Source organism: Calidithermus roseus (assembly GCF_003574095.1).
Classification (GTDB): Bacteria; Deinococcota; Deinococci; order Deinococcales; family Thermaceae; genus Calidithermus; species Calidithermus roseus.
The window spans coordinates 1-16,755 of record NZ_QWLA01000044.1; the positions used below are offsets into that span (position 1 = coordinate 1).

The window sequence follows — 16,755 nt, forward strand, 5'->3', positions numbered from 1 at the left end:
GCCAGCGGGTCTTCTCCTTGGCATCCTTGCAGCTACGGTAGCGCTGTTCGAGTTCCTCCAGGCTCAGGTGGGGGTGTAGGGGTATGGCTTTGCTCGGCATGCATTATTATCTACATAGGTTTGGTATTATCGGCCTCTCAATCAATGGATGCACGGCCGCATCCTGCAAAAATGTGACCCTCCATTTCCTGAGGTACAAAAATGGTGCCTGGGTCGATGTTACAGATCAGGTACTGCCCAAGATAACCGCTCAGATGATGCTGGAGGCTTATAGGACACTTAAGCGGAGCGAGCCAGAGGCAACTGTCATACCAAGACCTTTTTACGAAATACCTCGAGTGGGAACCACCATTGCTGTTTATATGGCAAGCCCTCGAGTCAAGGTATTCAACCTGATATGGCGCGGAGGGCGATTTGACTTGAGGAAAGCGGAATTCAAGCTCCTAAACCTTGATAAACTTCTCTCTGGGTGGAGAAGCATAGGCGGTGGGTGGCTGCTTTCCCCTGAACCGTCATCCAAAAATCCAGGGGAAAGGCTTTTCTCCTGCGGAGTGTTATCAATCCTGCGGGACAATGACGAAAGCCGAAGCCACCTCGTCGTCGGAGAGGTTCATGACCTTGACCCCGCTGGTAGCCCGCCCGTACTGCGAGATGCTGGCGACTGGGGTGCGGATAGCGATGCCACGCTTGCTGAGCACCAGCAGGTCCTCGTTGCCCTGCACCCGCAGCAGAGCGCCCAGGTCTCCTACCTTCTCGTTGCAGTTGAAGGTGATTACCCCCATACCGCCCCGGCCCTGCACGGGATACTCGGAGATGCGGGTGCGCTTGCCGTAACCCCGCGTTCCTACCGCCAGCACTTCCCCGTCCCAGTCCTTGGGCAGGATCACCAGCGACACCACACGGTCCTCACGGCCCCCCTTGAAGCGGATGCCGGTCACGCCCTGGCTGGCCCGCCCGGTAGCGCGCACCTCGGAGAGGTCGAAGCGAATGGACTGGCCGCTCTGGGTGGCCAGCATCACCTGGTCGCCCTCCTGGGCTACCGCCACGCCGATCAAAGCGTCGTTCTCGAGCAGGTTGATGGCGATGAGGCCCGCCGAGGAGAGGTTCTGATACTCGCGGATCTCGGTCCTCTTGATCAGGCCGTTGCGGGTGGCGAAGACGAAGTAGCCGTCCTCAGTTAGGCTGCGCACGTTGAGCAGCGCGGCCACCTCCTCACCCTCGACTAGGGGCAGCAGCGCAGCCACGTGGGTGCCCCGCGCCTGGCGGCTGGCCTCGGGCAGTTCGTGCACCTTCTCGGCGTAGACCCGGCCCCGGTTGGTGAAGATCAGCAGGGTGTCGTGCATGGAGGCCACGAAGACCGAGATGGCCTCGTCCTCCTCCTTGGTCTTGCCCGCCTGGGCGCCCACCCCGCCGCGCCCCTGGGCCCGGTAAGCCTCCAGGGGGGTGCGCTTCATGAAGCCCTGGGAAGTGAGGGTGATGACCATGGGCTCGTCCTCGATGAGGTCTTCGAGGCTGAAGCCCTCCTCGAATTCGGTGATCTGGGTGCGGCGGGAGTCGCCGAACTTCTGCTTGATCTCCAGCAGTTCCTCCTTGACCACCTGCCACAGCCGCTTCTCATCCTCCAAGATCGAGGTCAGGTAGCCGATCTCTTCCATCAGTCCGCGGTATTCCTCTTGCAGCTTCTCGCGCTCGAGCCCCACCAGACGCTGCAAGCGCATGTCCAGGATGGCCTGGGCCTGCGCCTCGGAGAGGCTGAAACGGCTGATCAGGCCAGCTTTGGCCTCGGCGGCATCCTGCGAGCCACGGATGAGGGTGATTACCTCGTCGATGTGATCGAGGGCGATGAGAAGGCCCTCGAGGATGTGGGCGCGCTCCTTGGCCTTCCTAAGGTCGTACTGGGTGCGCTTGTAGACCACCTGGCGCCGGTGGTCGAGGTAGTGGCGCAGGAGCTCGAGCAGGTTGAGCACCTTGGGCTCACCGTTCACCACCGCCAGCAGGTTGACGGTAAAGGTCGTCTGCAGACGGGTGTGCTTGTAGAGCTTGTTCAGCACCACCTGGGGGTTGGCCCCGCGCTTGAGCTCGACGGCGATGCGCATGCCCTGGCGGTCGGACTCGTCGCGCAGGGCGGCGATCTCGTCGATGACCTTGTTGCGCACCAGCGAGGCGATCTGGGTGATGAGGTCGGCCTTGTTGACCTGGTAGGGGATCTCGGTGAAGACCAGCATGGCCCGCCCATTTTTGTCCTCGGTGCGGTGGCGGGCCCGCACCTTGAGGCCGCCGCGCCCGCTGGCGTAAGCCTCGCGGATGCCCCGGCGCGAGAGCTTGGCCCCGGTGGGGAAGTCGGGGCCCGGCATGACCTTGAGCACCTCGTCGAGGGTGATGGCGGGGTTGTCGATCATCTGCACCAGCGCATCGACGGTCTCGGAGAGGTTGTGCGGGGGCAGGGAGGTGGCCATACCCACCGCGATTCCCGTCGAGCCATTGACCAGCAGGTTGGGGAAGGCGGCGGGAAGCACCTCGGGCTGCTCGGTGGTGTTGTCGTAGTTGGGGTAGAAGGGGACGGTTTCCTTGTCGATGTCACGCAGCAGTTCGAAGCCCACGCTCGAGAGCCTGGCTTCGGTGTAGCGCTGCGCGGCGGGCGGGTCCCCGTCGATGGAGCCGAAGTTGCCCTGCCCGTCGATGAGCGGGTAGCGCAGGTTCCAGGGCTGGGCCATGCGGGCTAAAGTGTCGTAGATGGCCGCGTCGCCGTGGGGATGGTACTTACCCATCACCTCACCCACGATCTTGGCGCTCTTGACGTGCTTGCGGGTAGGCAGCACCCCCTCCATCATGGCCCCGTAGAGGATACGGCGCTGGACGGGCTTGAGGCCGTCGCGCACGTCGGGCAGGGCCCGGTCCACGATGGTGGACATGGCGTAGTTGATGAAACTCTGCTTGACTTCCTCGGTAATCTCGATTGGCAGAACTTGCGACATTGCTTCTCCTGTTGGTTGCGGCCCATGGCTCGAGGGTCCGGCGAGCACGAGGGTATGGGCACAAAAAAAGCGCTGGACGCGCTCGATTGACTTCTTAAGAGTATACCCGATTCAGGGCATTATGTCAAAAACATAACACTCGTCCGTGGCCGGAGAGAAGCGGGAGGCTTCCAGCATTTGGCGCACGACATATGACGACGCACAACTTTCGAGCACGTTATACTCAGGCCATGCGTCGAGTCGTCATCACCGGCATGGGGCCGGTAACTCCCATTGGCATTGGGGTTGAGGCTTTTCACAAGGCCCAGCTCGAGGGCAAAAGTGGCATTCGCCGAATCACTCGCTTCGATGCCTCCCAACTGCCCGCCCAGATCGCGGGTGAGGTGGACATCAACGTAGAAGCCTACATCGACAAGCGGGAGTTGCGCCGCCTGGACCGCTTCGTGCAACTGGCCCTCATCGCCGGGGAGCTGGCCATCAAAGATGCTGGGCTGGACCTCGACCGCGAGGACCGCACCCGCATCGGAACCCTCATCGGCAGCGGCATCGGGGGCATGGAAAGCTTCGAGTCGCAAGCACGGGTCTTCGTCGAGCGGGGAGCCCACCGCATCTCCCCTTTTTTCATCCCCATGATGATCGCCAACATGGCCTCGGGCCAGCTGGCCATGAAGTACGGGCTGATGGGACCGAGCTCCACCTCGGTCACGGCCTGCACCACCGGGGCCGATGCCATCGGCAACGCCTACTACGTCATCCAGCGCGGTGATGCCGAGATCATGCTGGCCGGGGGCACCGAAGCTGCCGTGACCCCCATGGCGATGGGCGGCTTCGGGGTGATGAAGGCGCTGTCTACCCGCAACGACGAGCCTGAGAAGGCCAGCCGTCCCTTCAGTGCCAGCCGCGACGGTTTCGTGCTCTCCGAAGGGGCTGCGGTGCTGGTGCTGGAGGACTATGAGCACGCCAGGGCGCGCGGGGCTCGCATCTACGCCGAGCTGGTGGGGTTTGGCCGCAGTGCTGACGCCCACCACATCACCGAGCCACACCCCGAGGGATTGGGGGCCAAGCTGGCCATGGAGGCCGCCTTGCGCGATGCCAAGGTGGGGCCGGAAGTCGTCGGGCACATCAACGCCCACGCCACCTCGACCCCGGTGGGTGACCGGGCGGAGACGCTGGCGATCAAGAAGGTCTTCGGCGAGCGGGCCTACCAGATCCCCATCACCGCCACCAAGAGCATGACCGGGCACCTGCTGGGGGCCGCCGGGGCGGCTGAAGCCGTGGCCAGCATCCAGGCCATCGCCTCCTGCATCCTGCCCCCCACCATCAACCTCGAGGACCCCGACCCTGAGCTCGACCTCGACTACATCCCCAATACCCCGCGCGAAAAGAAGGTGGATTACGTGCTCTCCAACTCCTTCGCCTTCGGGGGGATGAACGCCTCCTTGCTGTTCAAGCGGGTGTAGCGACGTCGAGCGTCGTGGGGATATCTCCCTCCCCGCACGCAAGGGGGGCCGGGGAGGGGTTTTCTCACGAGCCCCCGTTACCCGGTCCCCTTTGACGGAGCTACCCTCGCTCGTCGCACGCCGTACGGCGCGTGCCCTGCTATGCGCCCTCGAGGCCGCAAGGTTCGCCCCATCCGTCGCAGGGCTCGGGCTCGCGAATGGGCTATGGCAGCAGGGATTCCCAGGCCAAAGCTGGCAAACCCCGTACTCATACCAGATTCGGTCAGTTCGTTCCCGAATGGGGACGAACTGACCCGACCGAAGGGAGTGCTCTAGGATTCAAAAAGATAGCCTCTGAAGGTCTTTGGTTTGGGTGATTATCTTTTTGAATCCGGTATCAGCGGGTGCAGAGGTTCGACTCCCGCTCCCGATCGAATATCACCTTACGTTCAAAACCGAATGCCGCCTGCGCTCTCGCCGTAGCGGGCCAGCACCTGGTCGATGATCCAGCCCGTAGCGGCCACGTAGAGCCAGATCGGAACCGTCCAGCGAGCCCAGGCCCGGTGGATGTTGAAGCGTCCTTTGAGGGCGTTGTAGATCAGCCAGATCACCAGCGGGCCGTTGAGCGCGGCCAGAAAGGTGTGGCTGATCAGCAGGGCGTAGTAGGCTCCACGCCACTCTTCAGGCCCGACGTAGCGGGTGGTGCCGTAGAGGCCCCACTTGAGCAGGTAAAACACCAGAAACAGCCCAGCCAGCGCGGTGGCGGTGAGCATGACCCTGGGATGCCACACCCGGTTGCCGCGCTTGATGAGAACCACCCCGATGATGACCGCGATGCCCGAAAGACCGATCAGGATCGCGGCGATGTCGCCCAGTAGCTGGCTCATGATTCGTTCTCCATGCCCTTACCCTCGAGTTCTTCCCGCAGTTTCTCGGCAAAGCGCCGCACCCGCTCCTCGCGCGAGGTGCGGGCGTAGCTGTAGCCCAGCATGAACACCCGCTCGGCTTCGGAGTGGTTTCCCAGGCGCTTGTGTAGCTGCGCCAGCCGCAAATAGGCCAGCGCCATCAAGCCATCGCGTTCGCTGCCGGGGCGGGCGGCCTCGAGCAGCGACACGGCTTCCTTGAATTTGCCCACCGCCTCCGCCGGAGCCATGTCACGGGCATCCTGCAAGATCTCGGCGGCCTGATCCAGAAGGCGTTGCACGCAGAAAGTATACGTCGAGGACAAAACGCCAAACGCCTACTTCCCGCCCACGACGTATGACGGAAGGCACTCGACAATCGTATGATCTTCGGCGGTATGACTCCGCTGGAAGCCTTTGAACTCCTGGATCTGCGCGTGGGGCGGATAATCCGGGCCGAGCCCAACGCTGAGGCTCGCAAACCGGCCTACAAGCTGTGGATCGATTTTGGGCCGCTGGGTCAGAAAGCCAGCTCAGCCCAGCTCACCGCGCTGTACACGCCCGAGGAATTGGTGGGCCGCCTGGTGATCGCCGCCGTCAACCTGGGGAGTCGGAAAATCGCGGGTTTTACTTCGGAGGTGCTGGTGTTGGGTCTGCCCGACGCGGAGGGGCAAGTAGTGCTGCTCGAGCCCGAGCGCGAGGTTCCCCTGGGCGGGCGGGTTTACTAAGCCTCGCGCCGCACAAGGCTCTCGAGCAACCCCAGCGCGGCCTCCGCCGCTTCAGAGTCGGGCAAGCGGGCCAGGACGGGCCTCAGGGCCTCCAGGCCCTCGCCCAGCATCCCCTCGGCCACCTCTTGGGCGTAGGCCACGGCACCGGTCTCCAGGAGGCGCCGGTGCAGCCATCCCACCTCCGAAGCGGGCTTTTCCTCGCGGGGAAGGCGCAGCAGGGCTTCGGCCCTGTCGCGCTCTGGGGGCTCGGCCTGGCGCAGGAAGTGCAGCAGGATCAGGGTGCGCTTGCCCTCCCAGAGGTCTCCGGCGATCTCCTTGCCGTACTTCTCACGCTCACCCGCCAGGTTGAGCACGTCGTCGATGATCTGAAAGCCCAGTCCCAGCTTTGTCCCGGCTTGCTCGAAGACGGCTGGGGGCTGTGCTCCAGCCACCAACGCCCCCAGCCGCAGAGGGGCCACGGCTGTGTAGTAGGCGGCTTTCTGGCTGCACATCTCGAGGTAGTCGGCTTCCGTCAAATCGAAGCGCTGGCGCTCGACCCAGGTCATCTCGAGGTGCTGCCCCTGGGCGGTGAGCTCGACCAGGCGCGCGAACTCGCGCAGCACCTCCCTGGGCGCTTCGGCCTCGATGAGCATGGCCCACATCCTCGCGTGCAAGGCATCCCCGGCATTGAGTGCGAGGGGCACGCCATAGAGCTTGTGCAGCGCGGGCTTTCCCCGGCGCTCGTCGGAGGCATCTTCGATGTCGTCGTGGATCAGCACCCAGTTCTGGAACAGCTCGAGGGCTGCCGCCACGGGCAGCAGGCGCTCGAGCCCCGCCCCGTAGGCCAGGCCGGTGTAGCACAGCAACGCGCCCCGCAGCATCTTGCCCCCGCGCTCGGGGTAATCGCGCAGCAAGCGGGCGTACTCGGCGACCTCGGGACGGTAGGCCGCCTCGGGGCGGGGCAGCGCCCCTAACACGTGCTGCCGGATGGCCTCGCGCAGGCCGCTGAGGGTGAGCATAGCTGCAACAATACCGCCTTCGCGGGCTACAGGGTAGGCCGGGCAAGGGCTCATCTCCCTCGGCATCGGGGGTCTCCGTGCTGAAATTGAGTAATAATATTTACATTATCTTAGCTTATTTGTATCATATTTTCTGCAATGGCATCTGGGCCGGCGCTAAGGGTGAGCACAGCCACCGAGCTTCTTCGAGCTTCACGCTGGTTGTAGCGTCTTCAGCGTGTGCGCTAGACTGACGCGCAAGGAGGCAATGCGATGGGTATTCTTGATCGCCTGAGCCGGCTGATCCGGGCCAACATCAACGACCTGCTCAAACGGGCCGAGGACCCCGAGAAGATCATCGAGCAGGCCCTCGAGGACATGCGCGCGGCCCTGCGCGATGCCCGCGAGGAAGTGGCTAGCGCCATGGCCGAGCAGAAAAAGCTCGAGCGCGAGCAACAGAGCTACGCTGAGCAGGTGCGGGCCTGGGAGCTCAAGGCTGCCGAGGCCCTCAAGGGAGGGCGCGAGGACCTGGCCCGCGAAGCCCTCAAGCGCAAACAGCAGGCCCAGACCCTCTCCGAGGGCTTTGCCCAGCAGGTAGCCCAGCAGAGCAGCCTGGTGCAGCAGCTCATGACCCAACTCAAGGCCCTCGAGGCCAAGATCCAAGAAGCCGAGGCCAAGAAGGCCCTGCTCCTGGCCCGAAAGAAGGGCGTGGAGGCCGCCGAAACCGTGCGGCGCTTCGAATCCAAGGTGGATGCTCACAGCGCCGTGGAGGCCTTCGAAGACATGGAACGCCGCATCGAGGCTATGGAGGACCGCCACCAGGCCATGGCCGAGATGGATAAAAGCGACATCGAGAAGGAGCTGGCTGAACTGGGCACCGACAAGGCCGTCGAAGACGACCTCATCCGCCTCAAACGCGAGCTGGGCATGAGCTGAAGCTGCCAACGTGAGCCCCGACCGGATGAACGAGCCGGTCGGGTGCACAATTGAGTCATGCTGGCTCTGGGAGAGATCCTGCTCTTGCTGGGGGTGCTGGGGGTGGTGGTGTGGATTCTGTCCGCACCCGGCAGGCCACCCCAGGATGAGCGTCTGGAGCGTGCTCTGGCCGAATTACACCGCCATCAGTCCCGGCTGGGCAAGCCTTTGCGGGGGCTGGTGTCTCAGGCCATTCGCTACGGCCAGGAGCTGCGCGGCCTGCGCCGGAGCATGGCCGAACTCGAGCGCCGCCTCGCCGAGCGTCAGACCGCCGGCAGCGCAAGCATCTCCACCACCCGCGAGCGGTTGCAGGCCCGCTATGAGCAGCTAGCCCAGGCCTATGAGGGCGGGGTGGAGTTGCTGGAGAACCTCGGAACCGAACTGCTGTTGTGGCAGGGGCCGGAATCCCCCAGGGGGTTCGAGGAACTCGAGGCTTTCCGCTCGAGCCTGCGCGAGTTGCTGAGCCGTCCCAAAGACTAAGGGGGCGGGTCGGTCTTAATCATTCGATTAAGCAGCCAGAAGGCCTCTCGCCCCGACGAAAACCCCGCGCCGTGCCTGACAAGCCGCTTTCGCAGGAAGCTCCCCACGCTCTCACGCCAAGCTGAACTCTCAGGCCGGAGCAGGAAAGTAAACTGATGGGCATGAAGTTAGCGTCAGTGCCCTGGACTACGCTCACCCTTTTGCTGGCCGTGCTGACCGCCTGTGTGCCCCAAGCCGGCCAGGGCAACCAGAACAACCTCGAGCTCTCCCCCAACCAAGCCTACCTGCCCTTCCAGACCGGGATACAGTGGACCTACCTACCCCAGGATTCCGCCCCCAACGACCCGCCTTACCGCCTCACCGTGCTGGGGCCTGCCCCCTTCGGCGACCAACTCGCGGTGAAGTACCGCTTCGCCGGGCGCGGCGTGCAGAAGGACTACTACCGCCAGATCGGCCCGGCGGGGGTCAGGCTGCTGGGTTACGAGGACGCGGTGAGCAGCGCTGTGACCCGTTTCAACCCACCCATGCTCGAGTACCCCCCGGAAAGCCAGATCGCCACGGGCAGCCGCTGGGGCGGCACCACCACGGTGGAGACCACCCTATATCCCCCTAATGCCAAGCCCCAGGTGATCTACAAGGAGACCATCGAGTACAACTACCGCATTGTGGGCAAGGAGAAAGTTCGGGTCAGGGGTGGGGAGTTCGAGGTCTTCCGGGTGCAGTTCGAAGCCAAGGGCAGCACCGGAGCGGTGGACAGCCGCGAGATCTGGTTCGTGCCGGGGGTGGGCGAGATCCGCACCAAGGAAGGCTTTGTGTTGGTCACACGCAATTTCGGTTAGGGTGCAGGCCCTAAAGTCTTAGGGGAAGGGGGCTCCCTTGGTACTCGACAAAGTCAATAGCCCATCTGACCTCAAGGCTCTCTCCGAAGTCGAGCTTTTGGTCCTGGCCGAGGAGCTGCGCAGCGAGATCATCCGGGTGTGTGCCCAAAACGGCGGGCACCTGGCCTCTTCGCTCGGTGCCGTCGAGCTGATCGTGGCGCTGCACAAGGTCTTCGACTCCCCCCGCGACCGCATCCTCTTCGACGTCGGACACCAGGCCTACGCCCACAAGATCCTCACCGGACGCAAGGGGGTCTTCCACACCATCCGCCAGGAAGGGGGCATCTCCGGCTTCACCAAAGTCAGCGAGTCGGAGCACGACGCCATCACTGTGGGCCACGCCAGCACCTCGCTGGCCAACGCCATCGGCATGGCCATCGCCCGCGATACCCTGGGCGAGGACTACCAGATCGTCAGCGTCATCGGCGACGGCGCGCTCACCGGGGGCATGGCCCTGGCCGCGCTCAACGTCATCGGGGAGCAGCAGCGCAAGATGCTGATCGTGCTCAACGACAACGAGATGAGCATCAGCGAGAATGTGGGCGCGCTCAACCGCTTCTTCAAGGAGTTGCAGATCAAGAAGTGGGTTCAGGACACTGAAAAGTGGGGTCGGGGGGTGCTCGAGACCATCTCCCCCAGGCTGTTCAACCTCGTCGATCGGGCCAAGGAAGCCGCTAAGCTGGTGCTGCACCAGGAGAACCCCTTCTACGCCTGGGGCCTGCGCTACGTGGGGCCGGTAGACGGGCACAACCTGAAGGGTCTGATCCACCTCTTCCAGGAGCTCAAGGAGCTCGACGGGCCCACCATCCTGCACATCGTCACCCAGAAGGGCAAGGGCTACAAGGTGGCCGAGGCCGACCCCATCTACTGGCACGGCCCGCCCGGCTTCGACCCCGAAAAACCCGAGAAGGTCTCCAAGGGCTACTCCTGGTCGGCGGCCTTCGGGGATGCGGTGACCGAGCTGGCTCACCTCGAGCCCCGCCTCTTCGTCATCACCCCGGCCATGCGTGAGGGCTCAGGGTTGGTGAAGTACTCGCAGACCCACCCCAGTCGCTACCTCGACACCGGCATCTGCGAGGACGTGGCCGCCACCGCCGCCGCGGGGATGGCCCTGCGGGGGCTCAAGCCGGTGCTGGCGATCTACTCCACCTTCATGCAGCGGGCCTACGACCAGATCATCCACGACATCGCCATCGAGAAGCTGGACGTGGTGCTCGCCGTGGACCGCGCGGGCATCGTGGGCGGCGACGGCGCGACCCACAACGGCGTGTTCGACATCGCCTACCTCCGCACCGTGCCGGGCGTGCAGATCGCGGCGCCGAAGGACGCGCTCGAGCTGCGGGCCATGCTCAAAAAAGCCCTCGAGCTTGGCGGCCCGGTCGCCATCCGCTATGCCCGCGACAACGTAGAGCGGGTGCCGGAGGGAAGCTGGCCCGACATCGAGTGGGGCCGGTGGGAGGTGCTGAAAGAAGGCGGCAAAGCCTACATCCTGAGCTTCGGCAAAACCCTCAAGTACGCCCTCGAGGCCGCGGGTGACAATCCCGAAGTCGGCGTGATCAACGCCCGCTTCCTCAAGCCGCTCGACCGCGAGCTGCTGGAAAAGCTAGCCCTAAAGGGCTACAAGCTGGTCACGGTAGAGGACCATCAGAAGATGGGTGGCTTCGGCTCAGCCGTGCTCGAGGCCCTGAGCGAGATGGGCCTCAAACCCGACATTCGGGTGCTGGGCCTGCCCGATGTGTTCTTCGACCACGGCTCCATCCCTCGCATGCACCGCGAGGCGGGCATCGACGCGGCGGCCATCCTCGAGGCTCTGGCACAGATGGGGGTGCGGGTGGGTGAAGTGGGGACCGCGGATTGAGGTCGGACGCCGAGCGCGGGTCGTACGCAAAACGCAGGATGCAAAACGCAAGACGCCTCGGCTCTCGACAAGCCAAAGGCCACGGGCTTCCTTCACCCTAGCCTCGAGCCCACGCCGATCCGCGCTCCCCGAGCCCAATCGGCGGCGGGCATGGGTTTCTTGCCCTCCGGCTGGACCTGCTGAAGCAGGATGGCCCCCTCTCCAGTGGCCACCGTGATGCCGCTCGAGTCCACCCCGAGCACCACTCCCACCTCTCCCCTGCCCTCCACAGGCCGCATGGACAACACCCTCACCCGCTTTCCCGGAAGCTCGAGCCGCGAAGCGCTACCCCCCGTATCGAGCCGCGAAGCGCTACCCCCCGGAAGTTCGAACCAGCTCCCCGGCCAGGGCTGCACTCCGCGGTGGCGGTTGTAGATCGCGCTGGCCGGGCGCTCCCACACGATGCGCCCATCTTCTTTCTCGAGCATGGGGGCGTGGGTGCCCTGGGCAGGCTGGGGGGTGAGGGCGAGGTGCTCGAGCTTGCCCAGCGCCTCCAGCAGCAGCTCGATGCCCTTGTCGCGCAGGCGCTCGGAGAGCTCGAGGGCCGTCTCATCCGGGCCCACGGAGGTGTAGAACTTGCTCACTATTGGCCCGGTGTCCATGCCTGCATCGGTTCGCATGATGCTCACCGCCGTCTGGGTGTCGCCGTTGATGAGGGTCCACTGCACCGGAGCGGGGCCGCGGTACTTCGGCAGGTCGGAGGGGTGCAGGTTGAGAAAGCCATAGCGGGGTAGCTCGAGCAGCTCCGGGGGCAAGATTTTGCCGTAAGCCGCCGTCACCGCCACGTCCAGGTCCAGTGCGCGCAGTTGCTCGAGGAACTCGGCGTTTTTCTTCAACCTGGCGGGTTTCTCCAGCCGCAACCCCAGCTCGGCGGCCCGCCGGGCGACGGGGCAGGGGGTGAGCTCCAGGCCCCGCCCCGCGGGCTTGTCGGGCTGGGTGACCACCAGCAGCACCTGATGATGCCGGTGCAGGGCCTCCAGTACCGGCACTGCCCAGGCGGGGGAGCCGAAGAAGGCCACCCGACGTCGGGGGTTGGCGGCTGGCGGCTGGGGAGGGTTCACTGCAGCCCCCCTTTCAGCCTTTGACTTTCAGTTCTTTGAGGAAGGCTTTGGCCTGCTTCTGCAAGCGGGCCAGCTCCTCACGGTTGTCCTCGAGCCACTTGGCTTTGAGTTCCTTGGGCAAGCGCTCGAAGTAGAGCACCCCGTCGAGGTGATCGAGCTCGTGCTGGATCACCACCGCGTTGTAGCCCTCGGCCTCGTACACCTTGGGCTCGCCCCGCTCGTCCTGGTACTCCACCCGCACCCGCAGGGAGCGGGGCACGTTCTCGGCATAGAGACCCGGCATCGAAAGGCAGCCCTCGGTGCCCGCCTGCTGCCCCTCGCGGAAGGTGATCACCGGGTTGACCATGACGTGGGTCTCACGCACGCGGGTCCTGAGGTCGGCGTCCTCACCCTCCTCGTCCTCTTCTGAGTCGAGGTACTCGGCCCACACGAACAGGCGCTGGGATAAGCCCACCTGGGGCGCGGCCAGCCCCACCCCTCGAGCTTCGAACATGGTCTCGAGCATGTTCTGGGCGATGCGGGGAATCTGAGAAAAGTCCGTGACCCTCAGTGCCCGCTTGCGCAGCACCGGGTCGCCAAACAAACGCACGGTGTAGATTTCAGCCATCCCGCGTCATTGTACGCGCTCGATGCGGAAAGTTCCCGTAACCCCGTTCACCACCTGCACCCCCTCGGGCAGCAACAGCTCCAGCGGGGCCTCGAAACGCCCGGCTCTGAGGGGCACCTTGGCCTCGATCCGCTCCAGACGCCGCAGCACCTGGGGGTCGCCCTGAACCTCGACGCTGGGGGGGATGCTGGCCTCGAGCACCCGCCACCCCTGGGGAGCCCGCTGCAAGCGCAGCGGGAGCGTTCTGCGGGTGAGCAGGGGGCCCCGCTCGATGACGCGCACCCGGTCGGGGGTAAGGATGAGGTCACCCAGCGGTTTACCCTCGATGTCCACGGCGGTGAGCAACACCACGTCGCTGTTGTCCTCCGTGTAGCCGATGGCCCTGTAGGCCTGGGCCACCAGGCTCATCGGACCTCTGGCCTCGACCAGACTCGGCTCCACCGTCAGCGACTGGCTGGGGTTGTAGACGAAGACCATGAGCGTCTTGGTTTCGTAGCGTTCCACCCTGGCTTCCACGCGGGCGGGCTCGAGGCTCACCAGTTCCACCCCGGCGGGCAATCCCACCCGCACGTCGCGGATGAAATCCCCGCCGTCCACGCCCGAGAGGTCGACGTAGGCGTTGACGGGATTGAGGTTGCTGCCCTCCAGGAGCCTCGAGGGGCCCCGCAACCGCAGTTGCACCTGGGCAGGCAATCCTACCGCCACCCGGTCCCCGGCCAGGCCCAACACCTGTAAGGGTCTCGTCAAGGAGCGCTCGGTCACCGGTTGGCTCTCACGCAACTGCAACCACAGCAGCGTCGAGGCCAGCAAAGCCAGCAGCTTGGCCGGGAGGTTGTGCAGCAGGCGGCTCATCCCTCACGCTCCTTCGGTCGCCAAAGCCTGAAGCCCGTTTCAGAGAGGTTGGCGGCAGAAGCCTGCAACTCCTCGCGGATGCGCTCGCGCAGCTCCACCGGCTGCAAGGGTGGGGAAAGCCGCCCCCCCTCGGCAATCCGCATGGTGCCACGCTCCTCGCTGACCACGATCACCAGCGCGTCCGAGACCTCCGAAAGGCCGATGGCCGCCTTGTGGCGGGTGCCCAGGTACTTCTCCTGCCTCTCCGAGAGCGGGAACACGCAACCCGCTGCCAGAACCCGGTCACCCCGCAGGATCACCCCCCCGTCGTGCAGAGGCGTTTTGTTGACGAAAAGGCTCTCCAGCAGCCGCGCCGACAGGCGAGCGTCGAGGTTTTCTCCGGTCGCGGCAAACTCCCCCAGGGGAGTTTGCCGTTCGATGGCGATGAGGGCTCCGTAGCGCAAAGCACCCAGCCTCTCCACCGCCCGTACCAGCTCGCCTAACTGGGCATCGGCCAGGGGTTGGCGTTGTAGCCGACCCCGCCCGATGCGCTCCAGAGCCCCCCTCAGCTCCGGCTGAAACACCACGATCAGCGCGAAAGCCCCCAACGTGGCGGCATTCCCCAGCAGCCAGGAAAGGCCATTAAGGCCCAGGCGGGTTGAAATGAACCACACCAGCAAGTACACCAGCAAGCCCCGCACCAGGTTGAGCGCCCGCGATTCCGCGATCAGAACGTACAGGTAATAAAACACCGTAGCAACCGCGAGAATATCCAGAGCATCGCGCCACGTGAGCACTCCTACAGGTTACAGTCATAAGCCTCGCAAAGTCTAAGCCTAATCTGAGTGGCCCTGCGGCAACTCGAGCCGGGGCCTGCCTGAGGTTTTATACTTACGTGGTGGTGAATTCCGGCTTGGTGCGGGCTCGAGGGGCGATCTCGAGCCTGTTTTTGTTGCACGGCTTCATCGCCGCTTCCTGGGTGACCCGCATTCCGGCGGTGTCGGAGGGGCTCGGCCTGGAGGCGGTGGTGCTGGGCACCATCCTCATGGGCAACATGGCGGGGTCGCTGGCCGGGAGCATCACCAGCGGGGGCCTGGTGGACCGCTATGGCAGCCGCATGGCGGCGCGGTACGCGGCCCTGGCCTCGCTGGTGGGGCTGGTGTCGCTGGCGCTGATGCCCAGCGCCGTGTTGCTGTTCGTAGGGCTGGCGATCTACGGCCTGCTGATGAGCTACTTCAACATCGCCATCAACGCCCAAGCCACCGCCCTCGAGGCCCGCTACGGGCGGCCCATCTTCTCCTCCTTCCACGCCATGTGGAGCCTGGGGGCGCTGCTGGGAGCGCTCTCGGGGGCGGGGCTGGCGGGGTTGGGGCTCGAGCCCTGGCTGCACTTCGCGCTGGTGGGGCTGGCGGGCGCGCTGATGGTGGGCGTGGGATGGCGCTGGCTGCTCGAGACCCCGGTCCCGCCCATCCGCCGGGTCTTCGCGCTGCCGCAGGGGCCACTGCTCTTCCTGGGGCTGATGGGCTTTTGCACCGCCATCAGCGACGGCTCGATTGCGGGGTGGAGCGGGGTCTATCTGCGCAGCCTGGGGGCTCCCGAGTGGATCGCGGCGTTGGGCTTCGCCGTGCACCAGAGCGTGATGATGCTGGGCCGCCTGAGCGGGGACTGGCTGGTCGCCCGCTTTGGCGCGGTCAAAGTGGTGCGCTATGGGGCGCTGTTCGGGGGCCTGGGCCTGGGGATCGGGGTGCTCAGCCAGAGCGTCGAGGGCGCGTTGCTGGGCATGGCCTGCATGGGCTGGGGCATGGCCACGCTGTTTCCTATGATGTTCGCCGCGGCCTCCGGCACCCCTGGGCTCTCGGCAGCCAGCGCCATCGCCAGCGTTTCCACCATGAGCACCCTGGGGGGCCTGGTGGGCCCGCTGCTGCTGGGCAGCGTGGCCGAGGTAGGCGGCGTCCGCAGCAGCTTCCTGCTGGCGGCGGCGTTGGCCGGGGTGGTGAGCTGGTTGGCCTTCTCGCTGTCGAGCTACCGGAGCCGCTCGCTATGATCGAGCGCATGCACAGACCGCTCAACATCCTCTCGATCCAGTCGTGGGTCTCCTACGGCCACGTGGGCAACGCCGCGGCGGTGTTTCCCCTGCAGCGCATGGGCTTCGAGGTATGGGCCGTCCACACCGTGCAATTCTCCAACCACACCGGCTACGGCCAGTGGAAGGGCAGCGTCTTCTCGCCCGAACACCTCACCGAGGTCGTGCAGGGCATCGCCGAGCGGGGGGCGCTCGAGGCCTGCGACGCGGTGCTCTCGGGCTACATAGGCTCCGGTGCGACTGCCGAGGCCATCCTCTGGGCGCTGGGTCGGGTGCGGGAGGCCAACCCCAAAGCGCTGTACTGTTGCGACCCGGTGATGGGTGACGTGGGGCGCGGGGTCTTCGTGCGGCCCGAAGTCCCCGAGGTCATGCGCTCGCAGGTGGTGCCCCAGGCCGACATCGTCACCCCCAACCAGTTCGAACTCGAGCTGCTCACCGGCCATAGGGCCAGAACCCTGGGTGAGGTGCTCGAGGCCGCCGGCACCTTGCGCGAGCAAATCCACCCACAGGGGCCGCGCATCGTGCTGGTGACCAGTCTGCTGCGCGAGGACGCCCCCGACGGCCACATCGAGACCCTGGTCGTGGCCGAGGGTGGGGCCTGGGTGGTCCGAACCCCCATGATCCCCCTCGAGCCCCCCCGCAACGGCACCGGCGACGCCATCGCCGCGCTGTTCTTGGGCAACTACCTCAAGACCCAAGACGTGGCGGTGAGCCTGGAAAACAGTGTGTCGGCGCTGTACAACTTGCTCGAGCTCACCCACCGGTGCGGCACGCGGGAAATCCAGCTCGTGGCCGCGCAAGAGGAGTACGTCAACCCCTCGAGGCGCTTCGTGGCAGAGCGGGTGGGGTAAGAGCCATCAGCTATCAGCCGTCAGCCATCAGCAGGAGACTAGTGGCTCGTGGTTCACCCCACCCCGGCCTT

16 protein-coding genes are annotated in these 16,755 nt (G+C 65.2%); 8 read left to right on the forward strand and 8 right to left on the reverse strand.

Features of this window, described 5'->3' with window-relative positions; translation table 11 throughout:
- Nucleotides 1-557 precede the first annotated feature (557 nt).
- A complete protein-coding gene (gyrA, locus tag Mrose_RS11380; protein ID WP_119278345.1) occupies nucleotides 558-2,975 on the reverse strand; it encodes a DNA gyrase subunit A in 2,418 nt (805 codons plus the stop codon).
- A gap of 230 nt (nucleotides 2,976-3,205) precedes the next feature.
- Between gyrA and fabF the strand changes: the two genes are divergently transcribed.
- On the forward strand, nucleotides 3,206-4,435 hold the full coding sequence (gene fabF / locus Mrose_RS11385; protein WP_119278347.1) for a beta-ketoacyl-ACP synthase II: 1,230 nt from the start codon (nucleotides 3,206-3,208) through the stop codon (nucleotides 4,433-4,435).
- A gap of 428 nt (nucleotides 4,436-4,863) precedes the next feature.
- Here the strand turns inward: fabF and Mrose_RS11390 are convergent, their stop codons facing one another.
- Nucleotides 4,864-5,301: a DUF420 domain-containing protein gene (locus tag Mrose_RS11390; RefSeq protein WP_119278349.1), complete on the reverse strand. Its 438-nt coding sequence runs from the start codon at nucleotides 5,299-5,301 to the stop codon at nucleotides 4,864-4,866.
- Nucleotides 5,298-5,618 (reverse strand): hypothetical protein, encoded by a 321-nt coding sequence (locus Mrose_RS11395; RefSeq protein WP_119278351.1) that lies wholly within the window; start codon nucleotides 5,616-5,618, stop codon nucleotides 5,298-5,300. The genes Mrose_RS11390 and Mrose_RS11395 overlap by 4 nt, the downstream gene beginning before the upstream one ends.
- 96 nt (nucleotides 5,619-5,714) lie before the next feature.
- On the opposite strand from Mrose_RS11395, the gene Mrose_RS11400 reads away from it, so the two are divergent.
- Nucleotides 5,715-6,044, forward strand: a complete 330-nt coding sequence (locus Mrose_RS11400) for a tRNA-binding protein (protein WP_119278353.1) — start codon at nucleotides 5,715-5,717, stop codon at nucleotides 6,042-6,044.
- Here Mrose_RS11400 and Mrose_RS11405 read toward each other — a convergent pair.
- Nucleotides 6,041-7,042, reverse strand: coding sequence for a polyprenyl synthetase family protein (locus tag Mrose_RS11405; RefSeq protein WP_119278355.1), 1,002 nt, complete (start codon nucleotides 7,040-7,042; stop codon nucleotides 6,041-6,043). The two genes, Mrose_RS11400 and Mrose_RS11405, sit on opposite strands and share 4 nt — an antisense overlap.
- A 252-nt stretch (nucleotides 7,043-7,294) precedes the next feature.
- On the opposite strand from Mrose_RS11405, the gene Mrose_RS11410 reads away from it, so the two are divergent.
- From Mrose_RS11410 to dxs, 4 genes are all read left to right on the forward strand, one after another.
- A complete protein-coding gene (locus Mrose_RS11410) occupies nucleotides 7,295-7,957 on the forward strand; it encodes a PspA/IM30 family protein (protein ID WP_119278356.1) in 663 nt (220 codons plus the stop codon).
- Nucleotides 7,958-8,014: 57 nt separating this feature from the next.
- Complete coding sequence (locus Mrose_RS11415) at nucleotides 8,015-8,476, forward strand: hypothetical protein (protein ID WP_119278358.1); 462 nt, start codon at nucleotides 8,015-8,017, stop codon at nucleotides 8,474-8,476.
- Nucleotides 8,477-8,637: 161 nt separating this feature from the next.
- Nucleotides 8,638-9,315: a hypothetical protein gene (locus Mrose_RS11420; protein WP_119278360.1), complete on the forward strand. Its 678-nt coding sequence runs from the start codon at nucleotides 8,638-8,640 to the stop codon at nucleotides 9,313-9,315.
- Between the two features lie 37 nt (nucleotides 9,316-9,352).
- Nucleotides 9,353-11,212, forward strand: coding sequence for a 1-deoxy-D-xylulose-5-phosphate synthase (gene dxs / locus Mrose_RS11425; RefSeq protein ID WP_119278362.1), 1,860 nt, complete (start codon nucleotides 9,353-9,355; stop codon nucleotides 11,210-11,212).
- A gap of 92 nt (nucleotides 11,213-11,304) precedes the next feature.
- Here the strand turns inward: dxs and fmt are convergent, their stop codons facing one another.
- The 4 genes from fmt to cdaA are packed head-to-tail and all read right to left on the reverse strand — an operon-like array spanning nucleotide 11,305 to nucleotide 14,547.
- The gene (fmt, locus tag Mrose_RS11430; RefSeq protein WP_119278364.1) at nucleotides 11,305-12,312 is read right to left on the reverse strand and encodes a methionyl-tRNA formyltransferase; all 1,008 of its coding nucleotides are present in this window, start codon (nucleotides 12,310-12,312) and stop codon (nucleotides 11,305-11,307) included.
- Between the two features lie 13 nt (nucleotides 12,313-12,325).
- Entirely contained in the window at nucleotides 12,326-12,919 is a 594-nt protein-coding gene (gene def, locus Mrose_RS11435; RefSeq protein ID WP_119278366.1) for a peptide deformylase, read from the reverse strand.
- Nucleotides 12,920-12,925: 6 nt separating this feature from the next.
- Entirely contained in the window at nucleotides 12,926-13,771 is an 846-nt protein-coding gene (locus Mrose_RS11440) for a CdaR family protein (protein WP_119278368.1), read from the reverse strand.
- Nucleotides 13,768-14,547, reverse strand: a complete 780-nt coding sequence (gene cdaA / locus Mrose_RS11445; RefSeq protein WP_119278370.1) for a diadenylate cyclase CdaA — start codon at nucleotides 14,545-14,547, stop codon at nucleotides 13,768-13,770. Before cdaA ends, Mrose_RS11440 begins: the two co-directional genes overlap by 4 nt.
- 104 nt (nucleotides 14,548-14,651) lie before the next feature.
- On the opposite strand from cdaA, the gene Mrose_RS11450 reads away from it, so the two are divergent.
- Both Mrose_RS11450 and pdxY read left to right on the forward strand, forming a co-directional pair.
- A complete protein-coding gene (locus tag Mrose_RS11450) occupies nucleotides 14,652-15,794 on the forward strand; it encodes an MFS transporter (protein ID WP_245969859.1) in 1,143 nt (380 codons plus the stop codon).
- A gap of 8 nt (nucleotides 15,795-15,802) precedes the next feature.
- Nucleotides 15,803-16,684, forward strand: a complete 882-nt coding sequence (gene pdxY / locus Mrose_RS11455) for a pyridoxal kinase PdxY (protein ID WP_119278373.1) — start codon at nucleotides 15,803-15,805, stop codon at nucleotides 16,682-16,684.
- Nucleotides 16,685-16,755 lie beyond the last annotated feature (71 nt).

Coding starts and splice junctions, on each gene's coding strand:
- Mrose_RS11415 (WP_119278358.1), top strand. CDS start 8,015: ATGCTGGCTCTGGGAGAGATCCTGCTCTTGCTGGGGGTGCTGGGGGTG.
- Mrose_RS11410 (WP_119278356.1), top strand. CDS start 7,295: ATGGGTATTCTTGATCGCCTGAGCCGGCTGATCCGGGCCAACATCAAC.
- Mrose_RS11440 (WP_119278368.1), bottom strand. CDS start 13,771: ATGAGCCGCCTGCTGCACAACCTCCCGGCCAAGCTGCTGGCTTTGCTG.
- pdxY (WP_119278373.1), top strand. CDS start 15,803: ATGCACAGACCGCTCAACATCCTCTCGATCCAGTCGTGGGTCTCCTAC.
- Mrose_RS11390 (WP_119278349.1), bottom strand. CDS start 5,301: ATGAGCCAGCTACTGGGCGACATCGCCGCGATCCTGATCGGTCTTTCG.
- Mrose_RS11405 (WP_119278355.1), bottom strand. CDS start 7,042: ATGCTCACCCTCAGCGGCCTGCGCGAGGCCATCCGGCAGCACGTGTTA.
- gyrA (WP_119278345.1), bottom strand. CDS start 2,975: ATGTCGCAAGTTCTGCCAATCGAGATTACCGAGGAAGTCAAGCAGAGT.
- fabF (WP_119278347.1), top strand. CDS start 3,206: ATGCGTCGAGTCGTCATCACCGGCATGGGGCCGGTAACTCCCATTGGC.
- Mrose_RS11400 (WP_119278353.1), top strand. CDS start 5,715: ATGACTCCGCTGGAAGCCTTTGAACTCCTGGATCTGCGCGTGGGGCGG.
- Mrose_RS11420 (WP_119278360.1), top strand. CDS start 8,638: ATGAAGTTAGCGTCAGTGCCCTGGACTACGCTCACCCTTTTGCTGGCC.
- def (WP_119278366.1), bottom strand. CDS start 12,919: ATGGCTGAAATCTACACCGTGCGTTTGTTTGGCGACCCGGTGCTGCGC.